Source organism: Pseudomonas sp. CCOS 191 (assembly GCF_001007005.1).
In the GTDB taxonomy this organism is placed as follows: Bacteria; Pseudomonadota; Gammaproteobacteria; order Pseudomonadales; family Pseudomonadaceae; genus Aquipseudomonas; species Aquipseudomonas soli.
In genome coordinates this window covers 5,609,564-5,636,492 of the sequence record NZ_LN847264.1, presented here as the reverse complement: position 1 = coordinate 5,636,492, position 26,929 = coordinate 5,609,564, and the positions used below count along the sequence as shown (strand labels likewise).

20 protein-coding genes are annotated in these 26,929 nt (G+C 65.5%); 13 read left to right on the top strand and 7 right to left on the bottom strand.

What is annotated here, in order from left to right:
* The first annotated feature begins 152 nt into the window (after positions 1-152).
* Positions 153-722 (top strand): DUF2780 domain-containing protein, encoded by a 570-nt coding sequence (locus CCOS191_RS25210; RefSeq protein ID WP_046857443.1) that lies wholly within the window; start codon positions 153-155, stop codon positions 720-722.
* 53 nt (positions 723-775) lie between these two features.
* On the opposite strand, the gene CCOS191_RS25205 is transcribed toward CCOS191_RS25210, so the two are convergent.
* Together CCOS191_RS25205 and CCOS191_RS25200 are read right to left on the bottom strand one after the other, a co-directional pair.
* Complete coding sequence (locus CCOS191_RS25205; RefSeq protein ID WP_046857442.1) at positions 776-2,125, bottom strand: APC family permease; 1,350 nt, start codon at positions 2,123-2,125, stop codon at positions 776-778.
* A 171-nt stretch (positions 2,126-2,296) separates the two neighbouring features.
* Positions 2,297-3,184 carry an acyltransferase gene (locus CCOS191_RS25200; RefSeq protein ID WP_046857441.1) on the bottom strand — a complete coding sequence of 296 codons (888 nt, stop codon included), beginning with the start codon at positions 3,182-3,184 and terminating at the stop codon, positions 2,297-2,299.
* 183 nt (positions 3,185-3,367) lie between these two features.
* On the opposite strand from CCOS191_RS25200, the gene rloA2 reads away from it, so the two are divergent.
* From rloA2 to creD, 4 genes are all read left to right on the top strand, one after another.
* The gene (rloA2, locus tag CCOS191_RS25195; RefSeq protein WP_046857440.1) at positions 3,368-3,868 is read left to right on the top strand and encodes a retropepsin-like aspartic peptidase RloA2; all 501 of its coding nucleotides are present in this window, start codon (positions 3,368-3,370) and stop codon (positions 3,866-3,868) included.
* A 108-nt stretch (positions 3,869-3,976) separates the two neighbouring features.
* Entirely contained in the window at positions 3,977-4,657 is a 681-nt protein-coding gene (gene creB, locus CCOS191_RS25190; RefSeq protein WP_046857439.1) for a two-component system response regulator CreB, read from the top strand.
* On the top strand, positions 4,657-6,090 hold the full coding sequence (gene creC, locus CCOS191_RS25185) for a two-component system sensor histidine kinase CreC (protein WP_046857438.1): 1,434 nt from the start codon (positions 4,657-4,659) through the stop codon (positions 6,088-6,090). Before creB ends, creC begins: the two co-directional genes overlap by 1 nt.
* 170 nt (positions 6,091-6,260) lie before the next feature.
* Positions 6,261-7,589, top strand: coding sequence for a cell envelope integrity protein CreD (gene creD / locus CCOS191_RS25180; RefSeq protein WP_046857437.1), 1,329 nt, complete (start codon positions 6,261-6,263; stop codon positions 7,587-7,589).
* A 183-nt stretch (positions 7,590-7,772) separates the two neighbouring features.
* Here the strand turns inward: creD and CCOS191_RS25175 are convergent, their stop codons facing one another.
* The 5 genes from CCOS191_RS25175 to aceE form a co-directional block, all read right to left on the bottom strand.
* Positions 7,773-8,387 carry a glutathione S-transferase gene (locus CCOS191_RS25175; protein ID WP_046857436.1) on the bottom strand — a complete coding sequence of 205 codons (615 nt, stop codon included), beginning with the start codon at positions 8,385-8,387 and terminating at the stop codon, positions 7,773-7,775.
* A 3-nt stretch (positions 8,388-8,390) separates the two neighbouring features.
* Positions 8,391-9,059, bottom strand: coding sequence for a peptide-methionine (S)-S-oxide reductase MsrA (msrA, locus tag CCOS191_RS25170; RefSeq protein ID WP_023632108.1), 669 nt, complete (start codon positions 9,057-9,059; stop codon positions 8,391-8,393).
* A gap of 148 nt (positions 9,060-9,207) precedes the next feature.
* Complete coding sequence (locus CCOS191_RS25165) at positions 9,208-11,901, bottom strand: putative bifunctional diguanylate cyclase/phosphodiesterase (RefSeq protein WP_046857435.1); 2,694 nt, start codon at positions 11,899-11,901, stop codon at positions 9,208-9,210.
* A gap of 254 nt (positions 11,902-12,155) precedes the next feature.
* Positions 12,156-13,784 (bottom strand): dihydrolipoyllysine-residue acetyltransferase, encoded by a 1,629-nt coding sequence (aceF, locus tag CCOS191_RS25160; RefSeq protein WP_046857434.1) that lies wholly within the window; start codon positions 13,782-13,784, stop codon positions 12,156-12,158.
* 13 nt (positions 13,785-13,797) lie between these two features.
* On the bottom strand, positions 13,798-16,443 hold the full coding sequence (gene aceE, locus CCOS191_RS25155) for a pyruvate dehydrogenase (acetyl-transferring), homodimeric type (RefSeq protein ID WP_046857433.1): 2,646 nt from the start codon (positions 16,441-16,443) through the stop codon (positions 13,798-13,800).
* Positions 16,444-16,826: 383 nt separating this feature from the next.
* Here aceE and glnE point away from each other — a divergent pair, with 383 nt between their 5' ends.
* The 8 genes from glnE (at position 16,827) to CCOS191_RS25115 (ending at position 26,923) form a co-directional block, all read left to right on the top strand.
* Positions 16,827-19,760 (top strand): bifunctional [glutamate--ammonia ligase]-adenylyl-L-tyrosine phosphorylase/[glutamate--ammonia-ligase] adenylyltransferase, encoded by a 2,934-nt coding sequence (gene glnE, locus CCOS191_RS25150; RefSeq protein WP_046857432.1) that lies wholly within the window; start codon positions 16,827-16,829, stop codon positions 19,758-19,760.
* A gap of 202 nt (positions 19,761-19,962) precedes the next feature.
* Positions 19,963-21,012: a lipopolysaccharide heptosyltransferase II gene (gene waaF / locus CCOS191_RS25145; protein WP_046857431.1), complete on the top strand. Its 1,050-nt coding sequence runs from the start codon at positions 19,963-19,965 to the stop codon at positions 21,010-21,012.
* The gene (gene waaC / locus CCOS191_RS25140; protein WP_046857430.1) at positions 21,013-22,071 is read left to right on the top strand and encodes a lipopolysaccharide heptosyltransferase I; all 1,059 of its coding nucleotides are present in this window, start codon (positions 21,013-21,015) and stop codon (positions 22,069-22,071) included. It abuts the gene before it with no gap.
* The gene (locus tag CCOS191_RS25135; RefSeq protein ID WP_046857429.1) at positions 22,071-23,195 is read left to right on the top strand and encodes a glycosyltransferase family 4 protein; all 1,125 of its coding nucleotides are present in this window, start codon (positions 22,071-22,073) and stop codon (positions 23,193-23,195) included. The genes waaC and CCOS191_RS25135 overlap by 1 nt, the downstream gene beginning before the upstream one ends.
* The gene (gene rfaP, locus CCOS191_RS25130) at positions 23,192-23,998 is read left to right on the top strand and encodes a lipopolysaccharide core heptose(I) kinase RfaP (protein ID WP_046857428.1); all 807 of its coding nucleotides are present in this window, start codon (positions 23,192-23,194) and stop codon (positions 23,996-23,998) included. The genes CCOS191_RS25135 and rfaP overlap by 4 nt, the downstream gene beginning before the upstream one ends.
* Positions 23,998-24,732, top strand: a complete 735-nt coding sequence (locus tag CCOS191_RS25125; protein WP_046857427.1) for a lipopolysaccharide kinase InaA family protein — start codon at positions 23,998-24,000, stop codon at positions 24,730-24,732. The genes rfaP and CCOS191_RS25125 overlap by 1 nt, the downstream gene beginning before the upstream one ends.
* Positions 24,729-25,481, top strand: coding sequence for a lipopolysaccharide kinase InaA family protein (locus CCOS191_RS25120; protein ID WP_023630142.1), 753 nt, complete (start codon positions 24,729-24,731; stop codon positions 25,479-25,481). The genes CCOS191_RS25125 and CCOS191_RS25120 overlap by 4 nt, the downstream gene beginning before the upstream one ends.
* A complete protein-coding gene (locus tag CCOS191_RS25115; protein WP_046857426.1) occupies positions 25,481-26,923 on the top strand; it encodes a lipopolysaccharide kinase InaA family protein in 1,443 nt (480 codons plus the stop codon). The genes CCOS191_RS25120 and CCOS191_RS25115 overlap by 1 nt, the downstream gene beginning before the upstream one ends.
* Positions 26,924-26,929 lie beyond the last annotated feature (6 nt).

Here is a 26,929-nt window from a genome sequence, read left to right as displayed (position 1 = left end):
AGGGCTCAGACTATTGCGCAATCCACTGTGGGAGCTGGCTTGCCAGCGATTGGCCCCTGGGATGAACACCGATGGCCGGCCCGGAACAAACCTCCGGCACCCCAGTCCAACCCCTCGTTTCCCGGCCATTCCGGCCGACGAGGTCTCTCCCGATGAAAGCATTCACCCTGGCAACCTTGATGACCCTGGCCGCAAGCCCGGTGTTCGCCTTCAACCTCAGCGACGCAGCCAATGCCGTCTCGGCCATGCAGAACCAGAACCATCAGGCCCAGGGGCAAGCGCCGGCCGCCCAGGCCAACCTGCTCAACACGCTGGGTAGCGAATTGAAGATCACTCCCGAGCAAGCCATCGGCGGCGCGGGGGCCATGTTGGGCCTGGCGCGCAACAACCTCAGCGGCGATGACTACGGGCAGTTGACCAAGGCTGTGCCGGGGCTCGACCTGCTGTCGGGCAACAATGCGCTGGGTGGGCTGAACGGGCTGGGGCAGTTGCTGGGCAACGACAAGAACAGCTCGGCCCTGAGCAATGCGCTGGGCGGTGAAGTCGAGAACCGCAACGACTTGGACACCGCCTTCAAGGCGCTGGGCATGGATACCGGGATGATCGGCCAGTTCGCGCCGTTGATCCTGCAGTACCTGGGGCAGCAGGGGATTGCCGGATCGTTGCTGCAGAACCTGGGGAGCTTGTGGGGTAGCCCGGCGGTAAATACCCCGTCGGTCTGACCCCACCCTCTGAAGGAGCGGTGCACCGCCGCTCCTGCAGGAGACATGCGGAGCTACGCGGTCTCGGAGAAATCCACCAACCGCACCGGCCGACGGAAACCAGCTGTCAGCACCGCCAGGTACGCCAGCCCCAACGCAAACCAGCATAAGCCGATCACCAGGGTCAGCGCCGACAGGCTGGTCCACAGCCACAAGGTCAGGCCCAACCCCACCAACGGTACCGTTCCGTAGCGCAGCAGGCCCAGCGGCGTGCGCTGTCCGGCGTCATCCATCAGGTGCGTCTTCACCACCGCCAGGTTCACCGCCGAGAACGCCACCAGCGCGCCAAAGCTGATCAGCGAGGCGAGGGTGGCCAGGTCGATCACCAGTGCCAGCAGCGAGAACGCCGACACCAGCAGGGTGGCGAACACCGGCGTGCCGAAGCGCGGCGACAGGTAGCCGAAGCTGCGCTGCGGCAGCACGCGGTCGCGGCCCATGGTGAACAGAATGCGCGACACCGCCGCCTGCGAGGCCAGCGCCGAGCCCAGGCTGCCGGCAACGAAGGCAGCGGTGAAGAAGTTGGCGAGGAACTGCCCGCCGGCCTTCATCATCACTTCGTTGGCGGCGGCATCGGTGTTGGCGAAGGTGCTGCCCGGCAGCACCAGCTGGCTGACATAGGCCAGCACGGTGAACAGCAGCCCGGCGCCGAGGGTGGTGAGAATGATCGCTCGCGGCACGTCGCGGCGGGCGTCCTTGCACTCTTCGGCCAGGGTCGACACGGCATCGAAGCCGAGGAACGACAGGCACAGCACCGCCGCCCCGGCCATCAAGGCACCGAAGCCCGGCGCGCTGCCATCACCGCGCAGCGGCGCCAGCAGGTCCACCGGCTGGCCGGCCAGGCCCTGCCAGGACAGGGCGATGAACACGCCGATGAAGACGATCTGCGCGCCGACGATCAGGTTGCTGGTCTTGGCCACCGAGTGGATGCCGACCACGTTGAGCACGGTCACCACGGCGATGGCCGCCAGCACGATGGTCCAGGCCGGGATGGCCGGGAAGGCGATGTTGAGGAACAGCCCGATCAGCAGGTAATTGATCATCGGGATGAACAGGTAGTCGAGCAGCAGCGACCAACCCGCCAGGAAACCCACGTTGGGGCCGAACGCCATGTTGGTGTAGGAGTACGCCGAGCCCGCGACCGGGAAGCGCTTGACCATGAAGCTGTAGGAGGTGGCGGTGAACAGCATGGCCAGCAGGGTGACCAGGTAGGCAGCGGCGGTGCGGCCACCGGTGAGTTCGGTGACGATGCCGTAGGTGGTGAAGATGGTCAGCGGGACCATGTACACCAGGCCGAAGAACACCAGGGCGGGCAGGCCCAGGACGCGGCGCAGTTGCGCGGGGGCGGAGCAGGGAGGGTTGGCCATCGATCGATCCTGGCTTTTCTTGTAGTTGTGGTTGATCGATTTTTATCCACTCAGACGGGTGGTGACAAACAAAGAGTTCCTTATGTCGATTATAAATCTGGATTTTAATCGGGGTTCGGTGAGGTATTTGTAGGCCCTATCGCGGGCAAGAGCGCGACAGGGCCATTGGTTTCAGCGCATCTCTGCGCGCAACTGCGCGATCCGCTGGTCCTTGTCCAGCCACAGCTGGTTGACCCAGGCCTGCACCGTCTGACGGAACGCCGGGTCGTTCTCGTAATCGCCCTCGCACAGCGCCGGGTCCAGCTCGCGCACGCGGATGTCGATGATCACCCGGCTGATGCTGCCGTTGAGCAGGTCCCAGAACCCCGGCGCCTTGTCGCCCGGGTAGACGATGGTTACATCGAGCAGCGCATCCAGCTGCTCGCCCAGCGCCGCCAGCACGAAAGCCACGCCGCCGGCCTTGGGCTTGAGCAGGTGACGGTAGGGCGATTGCTGCTCGGCGCGCTTGGCCTCGGTGAAGCGGGTGCCTTCGAGGTAGTTGACCACGGTCACCGGCTGGCGCTTGAACAACTCGCAGGCGGCCTTGGTGATCTCCAGGTCCTTGCCCTTGAGTTCGGGGTGCTTGTCGAGGAAGGCCTTGCTGTAGCGCTTCATGAACGGGTAATCCAGGCCCCACCAGGCCAGGCCCAGCAGCGGTACCCAGATCAGCTCTTTCTTGAGGAAGAACTTGAAGAACGGCACGCGACGGTTGAGGCTCTCGATCAGCGCCGGGATATCCACCCAGGTCTGGTGATTGCTCACGCACAGGTACGAGGTGTCCTGGCGCAGGGTGTCGACGCCGCGGATGTCCCACTGGGTGGGGATGCACAGGGCGAAGATGGCCTTGTCGATTTCCGACCAGGTTTCGGCGATCCACATCACCGCGGCCGACGCGTAGTCGCGGCCACGGCCCGGCAGCACCAGCTTGAGCAGGGCGAAGACCAGCAGCGGGCCGATCAGCACCAGGGTGTTGAGCAGCAGCAGGGTGAGGGTGAGGATGCCGGTCAGCAGGCGACGCATAAGGGGACTCTTGTTGGTGTGAGGTAAACGGTGGCTAATGATAAGCAGGGCAGTGGCCTACGCCAAACGTCGTACGTCCATTAACTGGGACAAATGTTTCACATTGTGTTGTTTACCCTGTTGCAACGAACCTATCCTGCCTGCGCAGTCTAAGCACTGACCCCTCTCAAGGAAGCCTGCCCCGTGAAACCCCTGCTTGCCCTGCTGTCCCTTCTGGCGCTGCCGGTGATGGCCGCCGAGCCCACCCTGTACGGCCGCTACGAGAACATCGCCCTGCCGGAGATCGGTGAAACCCTCAAGGCCAAGATGGACACCGGTGCCTACACCGCGTCGCTGTCGGCCAAGGATATCGAGCTGTTCACCCGCGATGGCGAGGACTGGGTGCGTTTCCGCCTGGCCACCAAGGATGCCAATGGCAAGGTCTACGAACACAAGCTGGCGCGCATCAGCAAGATCAAGAACCGAGCCGACGAGGAAGACGAAGGTGATGCGCCCGAGCTGTCGCGCCGCCCGGTGGTCGACCTGGAGCTGTGCCTGGGCGACGTGAAGCGTACCGTGGAGGTCAACCTGGTCGACCGCAGCAGCTTCAACTACCCGCTGCTGGTGGGCGCCAAGGCCCTGCGCGAGTTCAAAGCGGCGGTGAACCCGGCGAAGAAGTTCACGGCGGGCAAGCCGGACTGCTGATTCGCCAGCTGCAAGTTTCAAGCGACAAGCTGCAAGAAACGGCGGATCGGTGTAAGTTGCCGCGATCCGCTTTCACTTGAAGCTTGCAGCTTGAGGCTTGCCGCTCAGATGCCCCACATCCTCATCGTCGAAGACGAATCCGCCATCGCCGACACCCTCATCTACGCCCTGCAGGCCGACGGCCACAGCACCGAGTGGGTGACCCTCGGCAGCGCCGCCGTCGAGCAGCAGCGCCTGCGCCCGGCCGACCTGGTTATCCTCGATATCGGCCTGCCCGATATCAGTGGCTTCGAGACCTGCCGCCAGCTGCGCCGCTTCAGCGAGGTGCCGGTGATGTTCCTCAGTGCCCGCGACGCCGAGATCGACCGCGTGCTGGGCCTGGAGATCGGCGCCGACGACTACGTGGTCAAGCCGTTCAGCCCCCGCGAGGTGGCGGCGCGGGTGCGGGCGATCCTCAAGCGCATGGCGCCAAGGATTGAAGTGGCCAGCGACAGCACGCCGTTCCAGCTCGATACCCTGGCGATGCGCATCAGCTACCGGGGCCAGGCGCTGGCGCTCACCCGCCACGAGTTCCGTTTGCTGCAAAGCCTGCTCGAGCAACCACGCCGGGTGTTCAGCCGCGAGCAACTGCTCGATGGCTTGGGCGTGGCTTCGGACGTGGGCTACGAGCGCACCATCGACAGCCATATCAAGAGCCTGCGCGCCAAGCTGCGCCAGGTCGCGCCCGATGCCGAGGCGATCCAGACGCACCGCGGCCTGGGCTACAGCTACAGCCCGGAGCACGCCTGATGCGCCTGGGGATTCGCATCTTCCTGGTGTACTTCCTGTTCGTCGGCCTGGCGGGTTACTTCCTGCTCAACACGGTGCGCGAGCAGATCCGCCCGGTGGTGCGTCAGTCATCGGAAGAAACCCTGGTGGACACCGCCAACCTGCTGGCCGAGATCCTTCATGACGATGTGAAGAACGGCACCCTGACCCAGAGCCGCCTGTCGCAGGTACTGGCCTCCTATGGCGAGCGGCGCCCGAGCGCGCAGATCTGGGGGCTGGCGAAAAACCAGGTCAGCCACCGGATCTACGTGACCGATGCCAAGGGCGTCGTACTGCTCGACTCCAGCGGCCGGGACGTGGGCAAGGACTATTCGCGCTGGAATGACGTCTACCTGACCTTGCGTGGCCAGTACGGCGCACGCTCGACCCGCAGCGACCCGGATGATGAAAGCACCTCGGTGATGCATGTGGCGGCGCCGATCCTCGACGGCGGCCAGATCATCGGCGTGGTCACCGTGGCCAAGCCCAACAGCTCGCTGCAGCCTTACATCGATCGCTCCGAGCGGCGCCTGCTGATCCTCGGCCTCGGGCTGATCGTGCTCGGCCTGTTGGTGGGGGCGGCGCTGTCGTGGTGGCTGACCCGCTCGCTGCGCCGCCTCACTCATTACGCCCAAGCGGTCAGCGAGGGTCAGCGTGCCGCGCTGCCGCACTACAAGGGCGGCGAGCTGCTGCAACTGGCCACGGCGGTGGAGCGCATGCGCACTCAGCTCGAAGGCAAGGCCTACGTTGAACGCTATGTGCACACACTCACCCATGAACTCAAGAGCCCGCTGGCGGCGATCCGTGGCGCCTCGGAACTGCTCCAGGGCGACATGCCGCAAGAGCAGCGGGCGCGCTTTGCCGGCAACATCGAGCGCGAGAGCGACCGCTTGCAGCAGATGATCGAGCGGCTGCTTAACCTGGCCCGGGTCGAACAGATGCAGGCCCTGGAGGACGAGCAGCAGGTGGCGGTGGCGGCGCTGATCGACGAGCTGCTGCTGGCCCATGGCACGAGGATCGACGGTGCCGGGTTGCAGGTACGCCAGCGGATCCCGGCGGGCCTCAGGCTACTGTGCGATCCATTCCTGATGCGCCAGGCGCTGGCCAACCTGCTGGACAACGCATTGGACTTCACTCCGCAGCAAGGCGCATTGGCCTTCGAGCTGGAGCGCGATGGCGAGCGGGTAGCCTTGAGCCTGTTCAACCAGGGGCAGGCGATCCCCGACTATGCCCTGGGCCGGGTCAGCGAGCGCTTCTACTCGCTGCCAAGGCCCGGCACCGGGCGCAAGAGCACCGGGCTGGGGCTGAACTTCGTGGCCGAGGTGATGCAGTTGCATGGCGGGGCGTTGGCGGTGGACAACGTCGAGGGTGGCGTGCGGGTGAGGTTGTGGCTGCCGGCGCGGCGCGTCAGTTGAATTGCCGGGGGCCGCTTTGCGGCCCTTTCGCCGGCGAGCCGGCTCCCACAGGGATTTGCGCATGGCATGCGCGCGGGTAGCCCGAATCTCCACACAATCTCCACATTCCCTCCCCAAGGGCTCCACGCAGCGGGCAGACACTGCCCGCATCGCAAACGGAGCCCAACCCCATGAACAAGACCCTAGGTTTCAAGCTCGGCCTGATCGCCGTGCTGATCCTGCTGCTGCTGATTCCCCTGCTGATGATCGGCGGCTTGATCGACGAACGTCAGCAACTGCGCAACAACGTGCTCGGCGAGATCGCCGCGAGCTCCAGCTTCGACCAGCTGGTCAGCGGCCCGGTGGTGGTGGTGCCCTATCGCAAGTACGAGCGCCGCTGGATCGACAAGGACGGCAAGAGCGTCCAGGAAACCAGCACGGTCCACGGCCAGCTGTATTTCCTGCCGGAAACCTTCGAAATGGATGTGGGCGTCGATACCGAGCTGCGTGCCCGGGGTATCTACCAGGCGCGCCTGTTCCATGCCAAGAGCAGGATCAGCGGCCGCTTCAAGCTGCCCGAGCGCTGGGGGATCGAGAAGGACTACGACGACTATCGCTTCGACAAGCCGCGGCTGATGGTCGGCATCAGTGATATCCGCGGCATCGAGAACAGCCTTGAACTGAAGTTGGACGACCAGCGCCTGCCGTTCCAGCCCGGCAACGGTGTCGACTGGTTGCCTGGCGGCGTGCATGTGGACCTGCCGCAGTTCAGCGAGCCGCAGGCCCGGGAGTTCACCTATGCCTTCGACCTGGACCTGCTGGGCACCGGGCAACTGGCCGTGCTGCCGGTCGGGCGCAGCAGTACCGTGGACATGCGCGCCAACTGGCCGCACCCGAGCTTCATCGGCAACTTCCTGCCCAGCCGCCGCGCCATCGACGAGAAAGGCTTCAGCGCCCACTGGCAGACCACGTTCTTCGCCACCAACCTGGAAGAGGCGGTGCGCCTGTGCGCCACGGCGCAGAAGTGCGCTGACTTCACCGACCGGGCGTTTGGCGTCAGCTTCGTCGACCCGGTGGACCAGTACCTCAAGAGCGAGCGGGCGATCAAGTACGCGCTGCTGTTCATTGCCCTGACCTTCGCCGGCTTCTTCCTGTTCGAGGTGCTGAAGAACCTCAGCGTGCACCCGGTGCAGTACATCCTGGTGGGCGTGGCCCTGGCGTTCTTCTACCTGCTGCTGCTGTCGTTGTCGGAGCACCTGGGGTTCGGCCTGGCCTATGGGCTGTCGGCGTCGGGCTGTGTGCTGCTGATCGGCTTCTACCTGGTGCACGTGCTGCGCAGCCTGGGACGCGGGGTGGGCTTTGCGGCGGGGTTGGCGGCGTTGTACGGCATGCTCTACGGGCTGCTCAGCGCCGAGGACTACGCACTGCTGATGGGCTCGTTGCTGTGCTTTGGCCTGCTGGGTGTGTTCATGGTGCTGACCCGCCGGCTGGACTGGTCGCGGGTGGGGAGGGGGGTATGAGGGAGGATAGAGAGATCGGGCGCTGGTTGGCGCAGCGGATCGGGCAGCTGTTTCCTGTGATACCGCGTTGATGCTGGGGCTGCTGTGCAGCCCAATCGCCGGCAAGCCGGCTCCCACAAGGATTGCGCTGAACTCTGTGGGAGCCGGCTTGTCGTGGCGACGAACCGCGGCGATTGCGGTGGATCAGGCTACAGGAGCTGTAGCCACCATCGATGGCCGCTTCGACACCTCGGCATACCACGCCGCCAGCCCCGGATACTCTCCGCGCCAGTCGAACTCCGGCTGACGCAAGTCCAGATAACCCAAGGCGCAGGCCACACCGATCGCGGCGATATCGAAGCCGGAGATGATTTCTGCCAGGTGCTCGTGCTCCAGGCTCGCCAGCCCGCGGCGGATCTTCTCGCCCTGCGCTGTCACCCAGCTGTCCCACTGCTTGTCCACCGGGCGCAGGAAAGTCTCGTAGCGCGTGGCCACCGCGGCATCCATGATCGCGTCGGCCTGCGCGGCCAGGGTCAGGCGCCGCCAGCGCGCCGAGCCCTCGCGGGGGATCAACGGCAGGCCGACGTGCTGGCTGTCGAGGTATTCGCAGATCACCCGGCTATCGTGCAGCACGCTGCCATCGTCCAGGCGCAGGGCCGGGATCTTGCCGATCGGGTTGTCGCGGTTGAGCTGCTCGTCGCCGTTCAGCGGGCTGATGTTCACGCCCTGCACGCTGACGCGCTCCAGCTGGCCGGTCTCGTGCAGGACGATCATCACCTTGCGCACGAACGGTGACAACGGCGAATGGAACAGGATCATGGCTCAGTTGCCCTGCAGGCTGGGCGGCAGGCACACGCCGGTGCCGCCGATGCCGCAGTAGCCGTCCGGGTTCTTGGCCAGGTACTGCTGGTGGTAGGCCTCGGCGAAGTACACGGTCGGCGCCTGGGCGATCTCGGTGGTGATCTCGCCAAAGCCGGCCTTGCTCAGCTCGGCCTGGAAGGCGGCCTGGCTGGCCTGGGCTTCCTCGAGTTGCTGCGGCGAGGTGCAGTAGATCGCCGAGCGGTACTGGGTGCCGACATCGTTGCCCTGGCGCATGCCCTGGGTCGGGTTGTGCAGCTCCCAGAACATTGCCAGCAGTTCGCGGTAGCTGACCTTGTTCTTGTCGAACACCACCAGCACCACTTCGGTGTGGCCGGTCAGCCCCGAGCAGACTTCTTCATAGGTCGGGTTGGGGGTGAAGCCGCCAGCGTAGCCGACCACGGTGCTGACCACGCCTTCGCGCTGCCAGAAGCGCCGTTCGGCGCCCCAGAAGCAACCCAGGCCGAAGATGGCGAAGTCGATGTCGCCTTCGAAGAATGGGCCGAGCAGCGGGGTGCCTTCGAACACGTAGTGGAACTCGGGCAGGGTCATCGGGGTTTCGCGGCCAGGCAGGGCCTGTTCCGCGGTGGGCAGGACGTTTTTGTTCACCAGGATTTCCGAACGCAGGACCATGGCCGTTCCTCTGTGTTTACCAGTTGGACAGGTGTTGGCCTTATCGCCGGCAAGCCGGCTCCCACAGGAGGTCGTGATTACTGTGGGAGCCGGCTTGCCGGCGATGAGGCCTGGATGGCTTCTATAGTGCCCGAGGTTTGTGCCGCTGTCAGTCCACCGGCCCACGCGGATAGCGGCGCAGTTTTTCGCTCAGCTCGCGCCCTGGGATAGGGCGGTCGAACAGGTAGCCCTGGCCGACGTCGCAGCGGTGCCGGCGCAGGAACGCCAGCTGCTCGGGCGTCTCGATGCCCTCGGCGACTACCTTGAGCTTGAGGTTGTGGGCCATGGCCACCACCGCCGAGGTGATCTCCATGTCGTCCTGGTTGTCGGGGATCTCGTTGATGAAGCTGCGGTCGATCTTGATGATGTCGATCGGGAACTTCTTCAGGTAGCTCAGCGACGAGTAACCGGTGCCGAAGTCGTCCATGGCCAGGGTCAGGCCCAGGGCCTTGAGCTCGTCGAGCTGGCGGTGGGTGTCTTCGGTGGCTTCGAGCAGCAGGCCTTCGGTCAGCTCCAGTTCCAGCAGGTGCGGCGGCAGGGCTTCTTCCTTGAGGATGCCGGCGATCGAGCCGACCAGCTCCGGGTCGGAGAACTGCTTGGGCGACAGGTTGATGGCCACGTGCAGGTTGCCAAGACCTGCTTCGCGCAGCTGCTGGCTCATGCGACAGGCTTGGCGCACCACCCACTTGCCGATGGGGATGATCAGGCCGGTTTCCTCGGCCACGCTGATGAACTGGTCGGGGCGGATCATGCCGCGCTCGGGGTGGTTCCAGCGCAGCAGCGCCTCAAGGCCCAGCAGGCGACCGCTGCGCAGGCACAGCTTGGGCTGGTAGAACACTTCCAGTTCGTTCTGGGTCAGGGCGCGGCGCAGGTTGTTCTCGACGAACAGCTTGTAGCTGGCCTCGGCGTTGAGCACCTCGGTGAACACCTGGACCTGGTGCTTGCCGTTGGCTTTGGCCTTGTGCAGGGCCAGGCCTGCGTTCTTCATCAGCGTGGCCGGGTCGCTGCCGTGCAGTGGCGCGCAGGCCAGGCCCACGGAAGCGGTGACGTTGATCAGCTGGTTGTCGACGAACATCGGCTTGTCGAGGGTGCGCAGCAGCTGGTGGGCCACGCCCTGGCCGTCATCGAGGCTGGTGTCGTCGAGCAGCACGGCGAACTCGTTGCTGGCGAAGCGCGCCAGGCTGCCGCCGTTGGCCAGGCTGTTGCGCAGGCGCCGGGCCAGGCTGATCAGCAACTTGTCGCCGGTCTGGTGGCCGAGGCTGTCGTTGATCCGCTTGAAGTTGTCGATGTCCACCAGCAGCAGGCAGATCGGGCTGTTGCTGTCGCGGGCGAAGCGCTCGTCGAGGTTGCGGATGAACGCCGGGCGGTTGCCCAGGTTGGTCAGGTTGTCGGTGTAGGCCAGGCGCTCGATGCGCTGCTGGGCCAGTTTGCTCTGGGTGACGTCTTCGTAGATGCCGATGTAGTGGGTCAGCTCGCGGTTGTCGCCGTACACCTTGGAGATCGACAGTTGCCCCCAGTAGGGCTCAAGGTTCTTGCGCCGGCTCTTGAACTCGCCCTGCCAGCTGTTGCCCATGGCCAGGCTCGACGGCGAGTCGAACAGCAGCTCGCTGAGGTTTTCCAGGGCCGGCAGTTCGGCCAGGTGGTGGCCCTGGACTTCCTCGGTGCTGTACTGGGTGATCGCCGTGAAGCTGGGGTTGACGTATTCCACCACGCCGTCGCGGTTGACCAGCAGGAAGGCGCTGGCGCTTTGCTCTACAGCGCGCTGGAACAGGTGCAGGGCGCTGGCGGCGGTGCGTCGGTTGTGGTTGTTGATGACCTGGGCGAACTGGTCGGCCAGCTCGCCGGCGAAGGCGATCTCGTCCGACTGCCAGGCCCGCGGCTGGCCGGTCTGCTCCAGGCACAGCACGCCGACAACCTGGCCATCGATGCGGATACTGGCATCGAGCATGGCGTTGTCGTCGGTGCTGTACAGCGACTCGGCCATCTCGCGGGTGCGCGGGTCGTGGCTGGCGTTGTGGGCGTCGATGGCGCGGCTGGCATGCAGGGCCTCGAGGTAGTCGGGGAAGCGGCTGGCGTCGATCGCCTCGGGCATGCGGTGCTGCTGTTCGCGGCGATACCAGGCGCTGATCGGCTCCAGGCGCTGGTCGTCCAGGTACCAGATGCTGGCGCAGTCGACCCGGTAGATCTCGCAGGCGCTGCGGGTGATCAGCTCGGCGGCTTCGAGCAGCGAGTTGCCGACGCTGTAGCGCTGGCGTGCCAGGCGCAGGATCAGGTCCTGCTGGGCGCGGACCCGGTCCAGGTGCTCGAGCTGCTCCTGTTGGGCGCGCTGGTTCAGCTGCAGGGCCAGCTGCAGGCGGTTGTTGCGCGATTCCAGGTCGTTGGCGTCGAGGTCGGGGGCGTCCTGCTGGTGGTCGTCGAACACCGTCAGGTAGCCACGCAACAATTGGCGGTTGTGCTGCTTGTAGCTTTCGCCGACTTCCAGCAGGCGCAGTGGCGCGGGGCTGGCGTGCAGGGTATAGCGCACCCGGTAATAGCCGCGCTGGGCCAGTTGCAGCTGGATCTCGTCGTGCAGCTTGTAGCGCGCCTCCGGCTCCATGAGGCTGGCATAGGGCGAGCCGATCAGGGCGCAGAGCTCGGCGGCGGGCAGGCCGAACTGGCGGTCGCAGGCCGGATCGAGGTAGAGCATCGCCCAACTGGCTTCGTTCAGCCGTTCGAAACGCAGCATGCCGAGCCGCGAGGGCACGGGGAGCTGCGTCACGACCTCGGCCGCCACACGGCTGGCGGCATCGGGTTGGCTTTTCATCGAAGACTCGCTTGAACTGGGGCGCGGCCTGAGGCACGGCGTATCGGGCAAGGTTGCATCATGTCCCGTGGGCTGGCAAGCGGCCATGCGGGATGCTGTGAACAGGTTGTCGGCCAACAGGATGAAATCTGAAGCGAGGTCCTTGGTGGGAGCGGGCCCAATAAAAAAAAGCCCCGCCAATTGGCGGGGTTGAGGTACGAGCGTGGCAGCTCGAAAACGGTGCTGCCCCTCGAGTGAGGGGCAGCGTGCAGCTATTACAGCAGCATGGTGCGGATATCGCCCAGCACGTCGCCCAGGCGCTTGGTGAAGCGCGCGGCGGCGGCGCCGTTGATCACACGGTGATCGTAGGACAGCGACAGCGGCAGCATCAGCTTGGGCTGGAAGGCCTTGCCATCCCAGACCGGCTGCATGGTCGCCTTGGAGACGCCGAGGATCGCCACTTCCGGCGCGTTGACGATCGGCGTGAAGCCGGTGCCGCCAATGTGGCCGAGGCTGGAGATGGTGAAGCAGGCGCCTTGCATGTCGTCGGCCGAGAGCTTCTTGGTGCGGGCCTTCTCGGCCAGTGCGGCGGCTTCGGCAGCCAGTTGCAGCAGGCTCTTCTGGTCGACGTTCTTGATCACAGGGACCAGCAGGCCGTCCGGGGTGTCCACGGCGAAGCCGATGTGCACGTACTTCTTGCGGATGATCGCCTTGCCGCTTGGCGCCAGCGAGCTGTTGAAGTCCGGCAGTTCCTTGAGCAGGAAGGCGCAGGCCTTGAGCAGCAGCGGCAGCACGGTCAGCTTGACGCCAGCCTTCTCGGCCACGGCCTTCTGCGCAACGCGGAAGGCTTCCAGCTCGGTGATGTCGGCGGAGTCGAACTGGGTCACGTGCGGCACGTTCAGCCAGCTGCGGTGCAGGTTGGCGGCGCCGACCTGCATCAGGCGGGTCAGGGCGACTTCTTCGACTTCACCGAACTTGCTGAAGTCGACGACCGGGATCGGCGGGATGCCGGCACCACCGGTAGCACCGGCAGCCGGGGCTTCCTTGGCCTTCTGCATCATGGCCTTGACGTAGACCTGCACGTCTTCTTTCAGGATGCGGCCGTGCGGACCGGTAGCCGCGACCGAACCCAGGTCGACGCCGAATTCACGGGCCAGCTGACGAACGGCAGGGCCGGCATGGACCTTGGCGTTGCTGCCGGCGGCCGGCGCGGTGGCGACCGGTGCCGGGGCGGCTGCCGGAGCAGCAGCGGCAGGTGCAGCAGCTGGGGCAGGAGCGGCAGCCGGTGCGGCAGCGGCCGGAGCCGGAGCAGCAGGGGCAGCGCCAGCGGCTTTGATCTTGAAGATCAGGTCGCCGGTGCCGACTTCGTCTTCCAGCTTGCACAGCACGGCTTCGATCACGCCAGCGGCGGGCGACGGGATCTCCATGGAGGCCTTGTCGGACTCCAGGGTGATCAGCGACTGGTCGGCTTCGACGGTGTCGCCGACCTTGACCAGCACTTCGATGATCTTGGCCTTGCCCGACGAGCCGATGTCCGGCACGTGGATGTCCTGCACGCTGGCGGCAGCCGGGGCTGCGGCCGGAGCAGGGGCGGCTTCGGCAGCAGGCGCTGGGGCAGCAGCTGGCGCAGGGGCAGCAGCGGCAGGCGCCTCAGGTGCCGCAGCAGCGGCACCCTCGACTTCCAGGACCAGCAGCTCGTCGCCTTCTTTCAGGCGGTCGCCCAGCTTGACCTTCAGTTCCTTGACCACGCCGGCCTTGGGGGCCGGGATCTCCATGGAGGCCTTGTCGGACTCCAGCGTCAGCAGGCTCTGGTCGGCCTCGATACGGTCACCGACCTTGACGAACAGCTCGATGATTTCACCTTCACCGCTGCCGATGTCAGGTACGCGAATGAGTTCGCTCACTTAAAAATACTCCTCAGCAGTCCAGTGGGTTGCGCTTGTCCGGGTCGATGCCGAACTTGACGATGGCGTCAGCCACAACCTTGGGTTCGATCTCGCCACGGTCAGCCAGGGCTTCCAGGGCAGCCAGCACCACGAAGTGGCGGTCGACTTCGAAGAAGTGACGCAGCTTCTTGCGGCTGTCGCTGCGACCGTAACCGTCGGTACCCAGGACTTTGAACTCTTTGCTCGGCACCCACTGGCGAATCTGCTCGGCGAACAGCTTCATGTAGTCGGTGGAGGCGATGACCGGGCCCTTGCGACCGGCCAGGCACTCTTCGACGTAGGTCTGCTGAGGCTTCTGGCCAGGCTTGAGGCGGTTGGCGCGTTCCACGGCCAGGCCGTCGCGACGCAGTTCGTTGAAGCTGGTGACGCTCCACACGTCGGCGCCGACGTTGAACTCTTCACGCAGGATCTTCGCAGCTTCGCGGACTTCGCGCAGGATGGTGCCGGAGCCCATCAGCTGTACGTGGTGCGCGGCTTCGCGGGTGTCTTCCTCGAGCAGGTACATGCCCTTGATGATGCCTTCCTCGACACCGGCCGGCATGGCTGGCTGCTGGTAGGATTCGTTCATCACGGTGATGTAGTAGAAGATGTCCTGTTGCTCTTCGGTCATCTTCTTCATGCCGTCCTGGATGATCACCGCCAGCTCATAGCCGTAGGTCGGATCGTAGGTGCGGCAGTTCGGGATGGTGCCCGCCATCATGTGGCTATGACCGTCTTCGTGCTGCAGGCCTTCACCGTTCAGGGTGGTACGGCCGGCGGTACCGCCGATCAGGAAGCCACGGGTGCGGCTGTCGCCAGCGGCCCAGGCCAGGTCGCCAATGCGCTGGAAGCCGAACATCGAGTAGAAGATGTAGAACGGCAGCATCGGCTGGTTGTGGCAGCTGTACGAGGTACCGGCAGCGATGAACGACGACATGGCGCCGGCTTCGTTGATGCCTTCCTCGAGGATCTGGCCCTTCTTGTCTTCGCGGTAGAACATCACCTGGTCTTTATCGACTGGCTCGTAGAGCTGGCCGACCGACGAGTAGATGCCCAACTGGCGGAACATGCCTTCCATACCGAAGGTACGGGCTTCGTCCGGGATGATCGGGACGATGCGCTGGCCGATGTCCTTGTCCTTGACCAGCTGCGCCAGAATACGCACGAAGGCCATGGTGGTGGAGATTTCGCGGTCGCCCGAGCCGTCGAGGATCGCTTTCAGCGTTTCCAGTGGCGGGGTCGGCACGCTGAAGCTCTTGGCGCGACGCTGAGGCACGAAACCGCCCAGGGCAGCACGGCGCTCGGCCAGGTACTTGGCTTCGGCAGAACCTTCTTCAGGCTTGAAGAACGGCAGGTTCTCAAGGTCGGCATCCTTGACCGGGATGTCGAAGCGGTCACGGAAGTGACGCAGGCTGTCGACGTCGACCTTCTTGGTGTTGTGCGCGGTGTTCTTGGCTTCGCCGGCACCGGTACCGTAACCCTTGATGGTCTTGGCCAGGATGACGGTCGGCTGCTCTTTGTGGTTCACGGCCTGGTGGTATGCCGCGTAGACCTTGTACGGGTCGTGGCCGCCACGGTTGAGCTTCCAGATCTCGTCGTCGGACAGGTCTTCGACCATGGCCTTGAGCTCTGGGGTGTTGAAGAAGTTCTCACGGACGTACGCGCCGTCCTTGGCCTTGTAGTTCTGGTACTCGCCGTCGATGACTTCGTCCATGCGGCGCTGCAGGGCACCGTTGGTGTCCTTGGCCAGCAGTGGGTCCCAGAAGCGGCCCCAGACGACTTTGTTGACGTTCCAGCCACCGCCACGGAACACGCCTTCGAGTTCCTGGATGATCTTGCCGTTGCCGCGAACCGGGCCGTCGAGGCGCTGCAGGTTGCAGTTGATGACGAAGATCAGGTTGTCCAGCTTCTCGCGGCCGGCCAGGGCGATCGCGCCCAGGGATTCCGGCTCGTCGCACTCGCCGTCGCCCATGAAGCACCAGACCTTCTGCTTGCCGGCCGGGATGAAGCCACGGGCTTCCAGGTACTTCATGAAGCGCGCCTGGTAGATCGCCTGGATCGGGCCCAAGCCCATCGAAACGGTCGGGAACTGCCAGAAGTCAGGCATCAGCCACGGGTGCGGGTACGAAGACAGGCCGTTGCCGTCCACTTCCTGACGGAAGTTGTTCATCTGTTCTTCGTTGATGCGGCCTTCCATGAAGGCGCGGGCGTAGACGCCTGGCGAAGCGTGGCCCTGGAAGAAGATCAGGTCGCCGCCGTGTTCGTCGGTCGGGGCCTGGAAGAAGTAGTTGAAGCCGATGTCATACAAGGTAGCGCTGGAGGCGAAGCTGGAGATGTGTCCGCCCAGGTCCGAGTCTTTCAGGTTGGTGCGCATGACCATGGCCAGGGCGTTCCAACGCACCATCGAGCGAATGCGGCGTTCCATGAACAGGTCGCCGGGCATGCGTGCTTCGTGGGTGACAGGGATGGTGTTGCGGTACGGCGTGGTGATGGCATACGGCAGCTGCGAGCCACTGCGGGTGGCCAGCTCGCCCATACGGGTCATCAGGTAATGAGCGCGGTCTTCGCCTTCTTTGTCGAGGACCGACTCCAGGGCATCCAGCCATTCCTGGGTTTCGATTGGATCGAGGTCTTGCATGGCTTGCTCCAGGGCGGAAAGGCCACCAGAATCGATGGCCTGAGTTTGCGACTGGCCTTATGGGCAGACGTCGTGAATTCTTGGATTACCGGACAGTCATCCGGCGCGGTGTAGTTTTACTACAAATGCTTTCGCATTTCATGCTTTTGCACGTTGGGCGTAGTAGTAAAACTACACAAATGCGACGTTTGGTCGCATCCCGGGTTGTGAGGAAAAACGTTCATGTTGGTTGGCGGTGTGTCGCGAGCAGGTGAATCTTGATGGGTTTTGCCAATTTTTCGGCTTTATCAGCTATTTCCAACTTTTGTACGACAGTCCAACCGTGGTCCAACCCCCGTTTGACCTCCCCAACCGCTCTCTTTCACGCCGATCAAGGATAGACCATGCGCCTGCCTTTGCCGCTCGATCTGCCTGCCGCTCTCCAACCACTGGTCGCTCGCAACCAGCAATTTCTTCGCGATGCCTTGGCCGGTCATGCTGACCTGCAACTGGACAGCCTGGGCGTCGAGCATCGGCGCCAGTTCGACCAGGTCGCCGCCGCCAGCGACTTCGTCCTGGAGCAGGCCCAGCGCGATCCGGCGGTGCTGTTCGAGCTGCTGGCCAGTGGCGCTATGGACCGGGCATACACCCCGGGGCAACTGCGCGCTCACATCCACGTCGTCGCCCAGGCCGCGCAAAGCGAGGACGAACTGGCGCGCAACCTGCGCCGCGAGCGCAACCGCCAGCAGTTGCGCATCATCTGGCGCGACCTGACCCGCCAGGCAGCGTTGGCCGAGACCTGCCGCGACCTGTCCGACCTGGCCGACGCCAGCATCGACGAAGCCTATCAATGGCTCTACCCGCGCCATTGCCAGCAGTTTGGCACCCCCATCGGCAATCGCAGCGGCCAGCCCCAGCACCTGGTGGTGCTGGGCATGGGCAAGCTGGGCGCGGTGGAACTGAACCTGTCGTCGGACATCGACCTGATCTTCGCCTTCCCCGAGGGCGGTGAAACCGAAGGCGTGAAGCGCTCGCTGGACAACCAGGAGTTCTTCACCCGCCTGGGCCAGCGCCTGATCAAGGCGCTCGACCCGGTCACCGTCGATGGCTTCGTGTTCCGTGTCGACATGCGCCTGCGCCCGTACGGCTCTGCCGGGGCGTTGGTGCTCAGCTTCAATGCCCTGGAGCAGTACTACCAGGACCAGGGGCGCGACTGGGAACGCTACGCCATGATCAAGGCGCGGGTGGTGGCCGGCGACCAGGCGGCCGGTGCGCAGCTGCAGGAAATGCTGCGGCCGTTCGTCTATCGGCGTTACCTGGACTTCTCCGCCATCGAAGCGCTGCGCACCATGAAGCAGCTTATCCAGCAGGAGGTGCGGCGCAAGGGCATGGCCGACAACATCAAGCTGGGGGCCGGCGGCATCCGCGAAGTCGAGTTCATCGCCCAGGCATTCCAGCTGATCCATGGCGGGCGCGACCTGAGCCTGCAGCAGCGGCCGCTGCTGAAGGTGCTGACCACCCTGGAGGGCCAGGGCTACCTGCCACCGGCGGTGGTCGCCGAGCTGCGCGACGGCTACGAGTTCCTGCGTTATACCGAGCACGCGATCCAGGCCATCGCCGACCGCCAGACCCAGATGCTGCCGGATGACCCGACCGACCGCGCGCGCATCGCCTATATGCTGGGCTTTGCCGATTGGGACGGTTTCCATGCCCAACTGATGCACTGGCGCGGGCGGATCGACTGGCATTTCCGCCAGGTGATCGCCGATCCGGATGAGGATGAGGCCGAGGGCGAACTCGTAGTCGGTGGCGAATGGTCGCCCCTGTGGGAGCAGGCCCAGGATGAAGAAGCCGCCGGGCGCCAGTTGCAGGAGGCCGGTTTCCACCAGCCTGCCGAGGCGCTGCGTCGGCTCAATGCCTTGCGGGTCAGCCCGACGCTGCGTTCGATGCAGCGCATCGGTCGTGAACGCCTGGATGCCTTCATCCCCCGGCTGCTGGCCCAAGCGGTCGAGCACGACAACCCGGACCTGGTGCTGGAGCGGGTGCTGCCACTGGTCGAGGCGGTGGCGCGCCGCTCCGCCTACCTGGTGCTGCTTACCGAAAACCCCGGTGCCCTGCGCCGTCTGCTGACCTTGTGCGCGGCCAGTCCATGGATTGCCGAGCAGATGGCCCGTTACCCGCTGCTGCTCGACGAGCTGCTCAACGAAGGCCGGCTGTTCAGCCCGCCGCTGGCACCGGAGCTGGCCGCCGAGCTGCGCGAGCGGCTCACCCGTATCCCCGAGGACGACCTGGAACAGCAGATGGAGGCCCTGCGCCACTTCAAGCTGGCTCACAGTCTGCGCGTGGCCGCCTCGGAGATCAGTGGCAACCTGCCGTTGATGAAGGTCAGCGACTACCTGACCTGGCTCGCCGAGGCCATTCTCGACCAGGTGCTGGCCCTGGCCTGGCGCCAGACCGTGGCGCGCCATGGCCAGCCCAAGCGCAGCGACGGCAGCCTGTGCGACCCTGGCTTCATCATCGTCGGCTACGGCAAGGTCGGCGGCCTCGAGCTGGGCCACGGCTCGGACCTGGACCTGGTGTTCATCCACGATGGCGACCCGAACGCCGAAACCGACGGTGCCAAGCCCATCGACAGCGCGCAGTTCTACACCCGCCTGGGCCAGCGCATCATCCACCTGCTGACCACCCAGACCAACTCCGGCCAGCTCTATGACGTGGACATGCGCTTGCGTCCGTCCGGCGCCTCGGGGTTGCTGGTGAGCTCGCTGGGCGCCTTCGAGCGCTACCAGCAGAACGAGGCCTGGACCTGGGAACACCAGGCCCTGGTGCGGGCCCGGGTGCTGGTGGGTTGTCCGCAGGTGGCGAGTGCGTTCGAGGGCGTGCGGGCCAAGGTGCTCGGCCAGCCTCGTGACCTGGACAAGCTACGCGTCGAAGTGAGCGAGATGCGCGCCAAGATGCGTGACAACCTGGGCACCAAGATCACCGCCGCAGGCACGGCGGGCAATGCCTTCGATGCCGGGCAGCCCTTCGATATCAAGCAGGATGCCGGCGGTATCGTGGATATCGAATTTATGGTGCAATACGCCGCTTTGGCCTGGTCCCACGACCATCCGGCCATACTGCGCTGGACCGACAACATCCGTATCCTCGAAGAGCTCGAACAGGCCGGGTTGATGCCCGCCGCCGACGCCGTGCTGCTGCGCGAGCTGTACAAGGCGTTCCGCTCGGCCTCGCACCGCCAGGCGTTGCAGAAGCAGGCCGGGGTGATCGACGCGGCGCAGTTCGCCGAGGAGCGTCGCGAGGTGCGGCGGATCTGGGGACAGTTGGGTTTGAGCTGAGATTGTCGGGACCGCTTTGCGGCCTTTTCGCCGGTAAGCCGGCTCCCACAGGTGAATGCGGTCCATGTGGGAGCCGGCTTGCCGGCGAAAAGGGCGCAGCGCGCCCTCGGTGGTACACTGTCCGCCACATAGCCTGAATATAAAGAGGGGAGGCCAGGTTGTAGCGCAGCCTGCAGCCTCCCCGAATGTTTCTGGATAAAGCATGAGAATACTGATCATTGGCCCGAGCTGGGTCGGCGACATGGTGATGGCGCAGACCCTGTTCCAGAGCCTCAAACAGCAGCACCCCGACTGCGTGATCGACGTGCTGGCACCCGAGTGGAGCCGGCCGATCCTCGAACGCATGCCCGAGGTGCGCCAGGCCTTGAGCTTCCCGCTCGGCCACGGCGCGCTGGAGCTGGCCACGCGACGGCGCATCGGCAAGTCGCTGGCCGGCCAGTACGACCAGGCGATCCTGCTGCCCAATTCGCTCAAGTCGGCGCTGGTGCCGTATTTCGCCGGCATCCCCAAGCGCACCGGCTGGCGCGGCGAGATGCGCTACCTGCTGCTCAACGATGTGCGCAAGCTGGACAAGGCGCGCTACCCGCTGATGATCGAGCGCTTCATGGCCCTGGCCTACGCACCGGGTACCGAGCTGCCCAAGCCGTATCCGCGCCCGGCCCTGCAAATCGAGGCCGCCAGCCGCGAGGCCGCCCTGGCCAAGTTTGGCCTGGAGCTGGACCGTCCGGTGCTCGCCCTGTGCCCCGGCGCCGAGTTCGGCGAGGCCAAGCGCTGGCCCGCCGAGCATTACGCCGAGGTGGCCGAGGCGATGATCCGCCAGGGCTGGCAGGTGTGGTTGTTCGGTTCGAAGAACGACCACCCGGTTGGCGAGCAGATCCGCGACCGGCTGATCCCGGGCCTGCGTGAAGAATCCTGCAACCTGGCCGGCGAGACCTCGCTGGCCGAGGCCATCGACCTGATGTCCTGCGCCAGCGCGGTGGTGTCCAATGACTCCGGGCTGATGCACGTGGCCGCCGCCCTCAACCGTCCGCTCGTGGCGGTGTATGGCTCGACCTCGCCGGGCTTTACCCCGCCGCTGGCCGACCAGGTGGAAGTGGTGCGCACCGGTATCGAATGCAGCCCCTGCTTCGACCGCACCTGCCGCTTCGGCCACTACAACTGCCTGCGGCTGCTGGAGCCGGCGAAAGTGATCGCCGCCTTGCACAGCCTGGGTGGCTCCGACCTGATCGCAACCGTGGCCGAGGTCGACTGAGTGCGGGTTCTGATCATCAAGACGTCGTCGCTGGGTGACGTCATCCATACCTTGCCGGCGCTCACCGACGCCGCCCATGCCATCCCCGGCATCCGTTTTGACTGGGTGGTGGAGGAGGGCTTCGCCGAGATCCCCAGCTGGCACCCGGCGGTCGACCAGGTGATTCCGGTGGCTATCCGCCGCTGGCGCAAGAATATCTGGCAGACGCTCAAGAGCGGCGAGTGGAAGGCCTTCAAGCAGCGCCTGCGCGAGCGCAAGTACGACCTGGTGATCGATGCCCAGGGCCTGGTCAAGTCGGCCTGGCTGACCCGTTACGTGAAAGCGCCGGTAGCCGGCCTGGACCGTTACTCGGCCCGTGAGGGCTGGGCCAGCCGCTTCTACGACCGGAGGCTGTCGGTCGCTGTCGGCCAGCATGCCGTTGAGCGCGTGCGCCAACTGTTCGCCCTGGCCCTGGCCTACGACCTCCCGGAAGGGCTGGGCAACTACGGCCTTGACCTCAACCGCCTGCAACTGCCGCCCGCCGCGCCTTACGTGGTGTTCCTGCACGGCACCACCTGGGCCACCAAGCACTGGCCCGAGGCCTACTGGCGCGAGCTGGCCGAGCGCATGGGCCGGCGCAAGCTGCAAGTGATGCTGCCATGGGGCAACCCTGCGGAAAAAGCCCGCGCCGAGCGCATCGCCCAGGGCTTGAACAATTGCCAGGTGCTGCCCAAATTGAACCTGGCGGGCGTGGCCCGTGTGCTGGCCGCCGCCAAGGCCTGCGTGGCGGTGGACACCGGCCTGGGTCACCTGGCCGCCGCCCTGGATGTGCCGACCATCTCCCTGTTCGGCCCCACCAACCCTGGTCTGACCGGTGCCTACGGACGCGCCCAGATCCACCAGGCGAGCGACTTCCCCTGCGCCCCGTGCCTGCAGAAGAAGTGCACCTACAAACCGAGCGCCGAGGACCTGCGCCGGTTCGATCTCAAACGCGAGTGGCCGCTGTGCTTCACTCGCCTGAATCCCGAGCATGTGGCGGGCCGCTTGAGCGCGCTGCTGCTGGCTGAGGATGTTCGTTGATGCAACTGGCTTTTGTGCTCTACAAGTATTTCCCCTTTGGCGGGCTGCAGCGTGACTTCATGCGCATCGCCCTCGAATGCCAGAAGCGTGGCCACCAGATCCGTGTGTACACGCTGATCTGGGAAGGTGACATTCCACCGGGCTTCGAGGTGCTGGTGGCGCCGGTCAAGGCGCTGTTCAACCACCGCCGCAACGAGAAGCTCAGTGCGTGGATGGCGGCGGACCTGGCCAAGCGTCCGGTCGATCGCCTGGTCGGCTTTAACAAGATGCCCGGCCTGGACGTCTACTACGCCGCTGACGGCTGCTTTGAAGACAAGGCCCAGACCCTGCGCGGCGGCCTCTACCGCCGTTGGGGCCGCTATCGCCACTTCGCCGAATACGAGCGGGCGGTGTTCGCCAAGGATGCACGCACCGAGATCCTGATGATCTCCGAGGTGCAGCAGCCGCTGTTCATCAAGCACTACGGCACGCCCGAGGCGCGTTTCCACCTGCTGCCGCCGGGCATTTCCCAGGACCGCCGGCGTCCGGCCGACGCCGAGGCCATCCGCGCCGCCTTCCGCCAGGAGTTCGGCCTGGCCGACGACGAGTTGCTGCTGGTGCAGATCGGCTCGGGCTTCAAGACCAAGGGCGTCGACCGCAGCCTCAAGGCCCTCGCGGCGCTGCCGTCGGCCCTGCGCAAGCGCACGAAACTGATGGTCATCGGCCAGGACGACCCCAAGCTGTTCCAGGTGCAGAGCACGGCTCTCGGCCTGGGTGACCAGGTGCAGTTCCTCAAGGGGCGCAGCGATATCCCGCGCTTCCTGCTTGGCGCCGATCTGCTGATCCACCCGGCCTACAACGAAAACACCGGTACCGTATTGCTCGAGGCGCTGGTCGCCGGCCTGCCGGTGCTGGTATCGCAGGTGTGCGGCTATGCCCACTACATCGCCGAGGCCGACAGCGGCCTGGTGCTGGACGAGCCGTTCGAGCAGGACCAGCTCAACGCCTATCTGCAACGCATGCTCGAAGACGCCGCGGCCCGTGCATCCTGGTCGAGCAACGGCGTGGCGTTCGCCGCCACCGCCGACCTGTACAGCATGCCGCAGCATGCCGCCGACGTGATCCTTGGGCAGGAAACCGCATGAAGCTGATACTGGCCGAACCGTTCAAGCGCCTGTGGGCCGGGCGTGACCCCTTCGACGCCGTCGAAGCCCTGCAGGGCGAGGTGTACCGCGAGCTGGAAGGCCGTCGCACCCTGCGTACCGAGGTCGATGGCGCGGGCTTCTTCGTCAAGATCCACCGTGGCATCGGCTGGGGCGAGATCTTCAAGAACCTGTTCAGCGCCAAGCTGCCGGTGCTTGGCGCCGGCCAGGAATGGCGTGCGATCCAGCGCCTGCATGAAGTCGGCGTGCCGACCATGACCGCGGTGGCTTATGGCGAGCGTGGCGGCAATCCGGCCACCCAGCACTCGTTCATCGTCACCGAGGAGCTGGCGCCGACCGTCAGCCTGGAAGACTTCAGCATCGACTGGGTGAAGCAGCCGCCAGCGCCGCGCCTGAAGCGCGCGCTGATCGCCGAGGTGGCGAAGATGACCGGCGGCATGCACCGCGCCGGGGTCAACCACCGCGACTGCTACATCTGCCACTTCCTGCTGCACACCGATCGCCCGGTGACGGCCGACGACTTCCGGCTGTCGGTGATCGACCTGCACCGTGCCCAGACCCGGGCGACGGTCAGCCGCCGCTGGCGCGACAAGGACCTGGCCGCCCTGTATTTCTCGGCCCTGGACATCGGCCTGACCCGCCGTGACAAGCTGCGCTTCTTGCGTGGCTATTTCCAGCGCCCGTTGCGCCAGGTGCTCAAGGACGAGGCCGCACTGCTCGCCTGGCTGGAGCGCAAGGCGCAGAAACTCTACGACCGCAAGCAACGTTACGGGGACGCACTCTGATGGCGAGCTGGAACCTGGCGCCCGAGTATGCGCACCTGGCGGCCGATTTCGGCAGTATCGACGCGGTGTTCGCCATCCAGGGCGAGCGCCTGACCCGCGACCCGTTGAGCGAGGTCATCCGTATCGAACGGGACGGGGTCAACTACTACGTCAAACGCTACACCGGCGCCGGCAAGCACATGCGCCGCTACCTGGGGCGCCCGCGAGTCAAGGCCGAGTGGCAGAACCTCAAGCAGTTCGCCAAGTGGGGCATCCCCACCGCCGACGTGGTCGCCTGGGGCCTCGAGCGCCAGGGCCTGGCGTTTGGCCGTGGGGCGATGATCACCCGCGAACTGCCACGCACCGAGGATCTCTCTGCGTTGGCCGAGCGCGATGACCCGCGCCTGCGTGATGCAGCCTGGGTCGATCATGTCAGCCGCCAGCTGGCGCGGCACACCCGGGTGATGCACGATCACCATTTCGCCCACAACGATCTCAAATGGCGCAACCTGCTGGTCGATGACCAGGGCACGCTGTTCTTCATCGATTGCCCGACCGGCGACTTCTGGCGCGGCTTCATGCTGCGCCACCGGTTGATCAAGGACCTGGCCTGCCTGGACAAGGTCGCCAAGTATCACCTGTCGGCGACCCAGCGCCTGCGCTTCTACCTGCAGTACCGCGGGCATGCGCGCCTGCATGCGCGCGACAAGAAGCGCATCCGTCAGGTGCTGAGCTTTTTCGAGGGAAGGGAATGACCGACTACCTGGCCAGTGCCGACCAGGCGCTGCTGCAACGCCACGGACTGGGCGACTTCGAGGCGCTCTGGGCCTTGCAACTGGACGCCGTGGATGAACCCAACACCGGCCGCGGCGGCTGGAGCAGCGTGTTCCGCCTCGAGCTCGAGGGCAAGGGCTACTACCTCAAGCGCCAGAGCGACTACCTGACTCGCAGCCTGCACCGGCCGTTCGGCGAGCCGACCTTCGCCCGTGAGTTTCGCAACATCAGTCGTTACCAGAAGCTCGATATCCCGGCACTGCAGGCGGTCTTCTATGGGGAGCGCAAACAGGCCGGCCAACACCGGGCGATCCTCATGACCCGGGCGCTGGACGAATGGACCGACCTTGAGCATTTGCTCGGCCATTGGCCGCAGACACCCGCGCCGCAACGCCAGGGCATCCTCCAGGCCTGTGGCCAGCTGGCGCGCACCCTGCACGGTGCCGGGCAGATGCACGGTTGCTTCTACCCCAAGCACATCTTCCTGCGTGAGCGCCGCGAGGGCTGGCAGGCACAGTTGATCGACCTGGAGAAGACCCGTCCGCTGCTGTTCGGCATGCGTGACCGGGTCAAGGACCTCGAGCCGCTGCTACGGCGTGCCCGGGCCTGGAGCGAGGCAGACGTGCGTGTGCTGCTGGCCGCCTACCTGGAGCAGCCGGCAGACAGCGCCCTGGTTTCCACCTGGCTGCAACGCCTGACCCAACGCCGCCGTCACAAAGAGGCCCGCTGATGCGCCTGTCCGAATTGAAGGAGGCCGGGCGCAGCCCAAGCCTGCCCCTGACCATCACCCTCGCCGACGCGGCGGGCAGCGCCGACCTGCAACTGCTCAGCCTGCTGCGTGTGCTGCCGGGCCAGCGCTATGTCGGCGCCGGTATCTGGCGTGGCACCAAGGTCCTGGCCAAGTTGCTGGTCGGCGGCAACGCCGCCCGCCACTTCCAGCGCGAACGCGATGGCGCCCGACTGATGGCCGATCAGGGCCTGACCACGCCGCGGCTGCTGGTCGATGGCCTCAAGGAAGGCGAAGGTGGCTGGCTGTTGTTCGAATACCTCGATCACGCCGAAAGCCTGGGTGACGCCTGGGCCAAGGTGGAATCATTGCCGATGCTCGCCGACGAGCAGCACCTGGTGCTTGGCGAGGCGTTGACCGCCATCGCACACCTGCATGCCAAGGGTTTGTGGCAGGAAGACCTGCACCTGGACAACCTGCTGCGCGAGGACGGTCAGCTGTACCTGATCGACGGCGCCGGCATCAAGGCCGAAACGCCCGGCCAGCAGCTGTCGCGCCAGCGCGTGCTGGAAAACCTCGGGGTGTTCTTCGCCCAGTTGCCCAAGCGCCTGGAGCCTTTTATCGAGGAGGCGCTGGTGCATTACATCCTGGCCAACGCCGAGCATGCGCTGCCGCTGGAAGCGCTGCAAAAGCAGGTGGACAAGGTGCGCAACTGGCGCCTGAAGGACTACCTGGCCAAGGCCGGGCGCGAATGCACGCTGTTCAGCGTCGAACGTAGCCTGTCGGGCCTGCGCGCCATCCGTCGCGGCGAAGTCGAGGCGCTGCTGCCGGTGCTCGAGCAGGCCGATGCGCTGATCGACCGGGGTCACCTGTACAAGACCGGTGGCGCGGCCAGCGTGGCGCGTATCGAGGTGGCCGGCCGCACGCTGGTGCTCAAGCGCTACAACATCAAGAACACCGCGCACTGGTTCAAGCGCTTCTGGCGCCCGAGCCGAGCCTGGCATTCGTGGATCGAGGGACATCGCCTTGAGTTTCTCGACATTGCCACGCCACGGCCATTGGCGGTGCTGGAGCAGCGTACCCTGGGCCTGCGCAGCCGCGCCTATCTGGTCACCGAGTACGCCGACGGGCCGGACCTGATCGAATGCTTCGCGCCCTATGTGGAAAGCGGCGAGGCGCCCGACGAGCAGGTCGAGGCCCTGGTGCGGGTGATGCAACAGCTGATCCGCGAGCGTATCAGCCATGGCGACTTCAAGGGCCACAACCTGTTCTGGCAGGACGGGCAATGGTCGCTGATCGACCTCGACGCCATGTGCCAACATGCCACCCAGCTCAGTTTTGCCCCGGCTTTCGCCCGGGACCGGGCTCGGTTGTTGCGCAACTGGCCGAGTGGCAGCGCGCTGTACCAGCGACTGGACCAGGTGTTGCCGCGGTTGGATGCTTGAGTGACT

What these genes read in the sequence shown, in the direction of transcription:
- CCOS191_RS25210 (WP_046857443.1), top strand. Translation starts at nt 153, where the DNA reads ATGAAAGCATTCACCCTGGCAACCTTGATGACCCTGGCCGCAAGCCCG.
- CCOS191_RS25205 (WP_046857442.1), bottom strand. Translation starts at nt 2,125, where the DNA reads ATGGCCAACCCTCCCTGCTCCGCCCCCGCGCAACTGCGCCGCGTCCTG.
- CCOS191_RS25200 (WP_046857441.1), bottom strand. Translation starts at nt 3,184, where the DNA reads ATGCGTCGCCTGCTGACCGGCATCCTCACCCTCACCCTGCTGCTGCTC.
- creB (WP_046857439.1), top strand. Translation starts at nt 3,977, where the DNA reads ATGCCCCACATCCTCATCGTCGAAGACGAATCCGCCATCGCCGACACC.
- creC (WP_046857438.1), top strand. Translation starts at nt 4,657, where the DNA reads ATGCGCCTGGGGATTCGCATCTTCCTGGTGTACTTCCTGTTCGTCGGC.
- creD (WP_046857437.1), top strand. Translation starts at nt 6,261, where the DNA reads ATGAACAAGACCCTAGGTTTCAAGCTCGGCCTGATCGCCGTGCTGATC.
- CCOS191_RS25175 (WP_046857436.1), bottom strand. Translation starts at nt 8,387, where the DNA reads ATGATCCTGTTCCATTCGCCGTTGTCACCGTTCGTGCGCAAGGTGATG.
- msrA (WP_023632108.1), bottom strand. Translation starts at nt 9,059, where the DNA reads ATGGTCCTGCGTTCGGAAATCCTGGTGAACAAAAACGTCCTGCCCACC.
- CCOS191_RS25165 (WP_046857435.1), bottom strand. Translation starts at nt 11,901, where the DNA reads ATGAAAAGCCAACCCGATGCCGCCAGCCGTGTGGCGGCCGAGGTCGTG.
- aceE (WP_046857433.1), bottom strand. Translation starts at nt 16,443, where the DNA reads ATGCAAGACCTCGATCCAATCGAAACCCAGGAATGGCTGGATGCCCTG.
- glnE (WP_046857432.1), top strand. Translation starts at nt 16,827, where the DNA reads ATGCGCCTGCCTTTGCCGCTCGATCTGCCTGCCGCTCTCCAACCACTG.
- waaF (WP_046857431.1), top strand. Translation starts at nt 19,963, where the DNA reads ATGAGAATACTGATCATTGGCCCGAGCTGGGTCGGCGACATGGTGATG.
- CCOS191_RS25135 (WP_046857429.1), top strand. Translation starts at nt 22,071, where the DNA reads ATGCAACTGGCTTTTGTGCTCTACAAGTATTTCCCCTTTGGCGGGCTG.
- rfaP (WP_046857428.1), top strand. Translation starts at nt 23,192, where the DNA reads ATGAAGCTGATACTGGCCGAACCGTTCAAGCGCCTGTGGGCCGGGCGT.
- CCOS191_RS25125 (WP_046857427.1), top strand. Translation starts at nt 23,998, where the DNA reads ATGGCGAGCTGGAACCTGGCGCCCGAGTATGCGCACCTGGCGGCCGAT.
- CCOS191_RS25120 (WP_023630142.1), top strand. Translation starts at nt 24,729, where the DNA reads ATGACCGACTACCTGGCCAGTGCCGACCAGGCGCTGCTGCAACGCCAC.
- CCOS191_RS25115 (WP_046857426.1), top strand. Translation starts at nt 25,481, where the DNA reads ATGCGCCTGTCCGAATTGAAGGAGGCCGGGCGCAGCCCAAGCCTGCCC.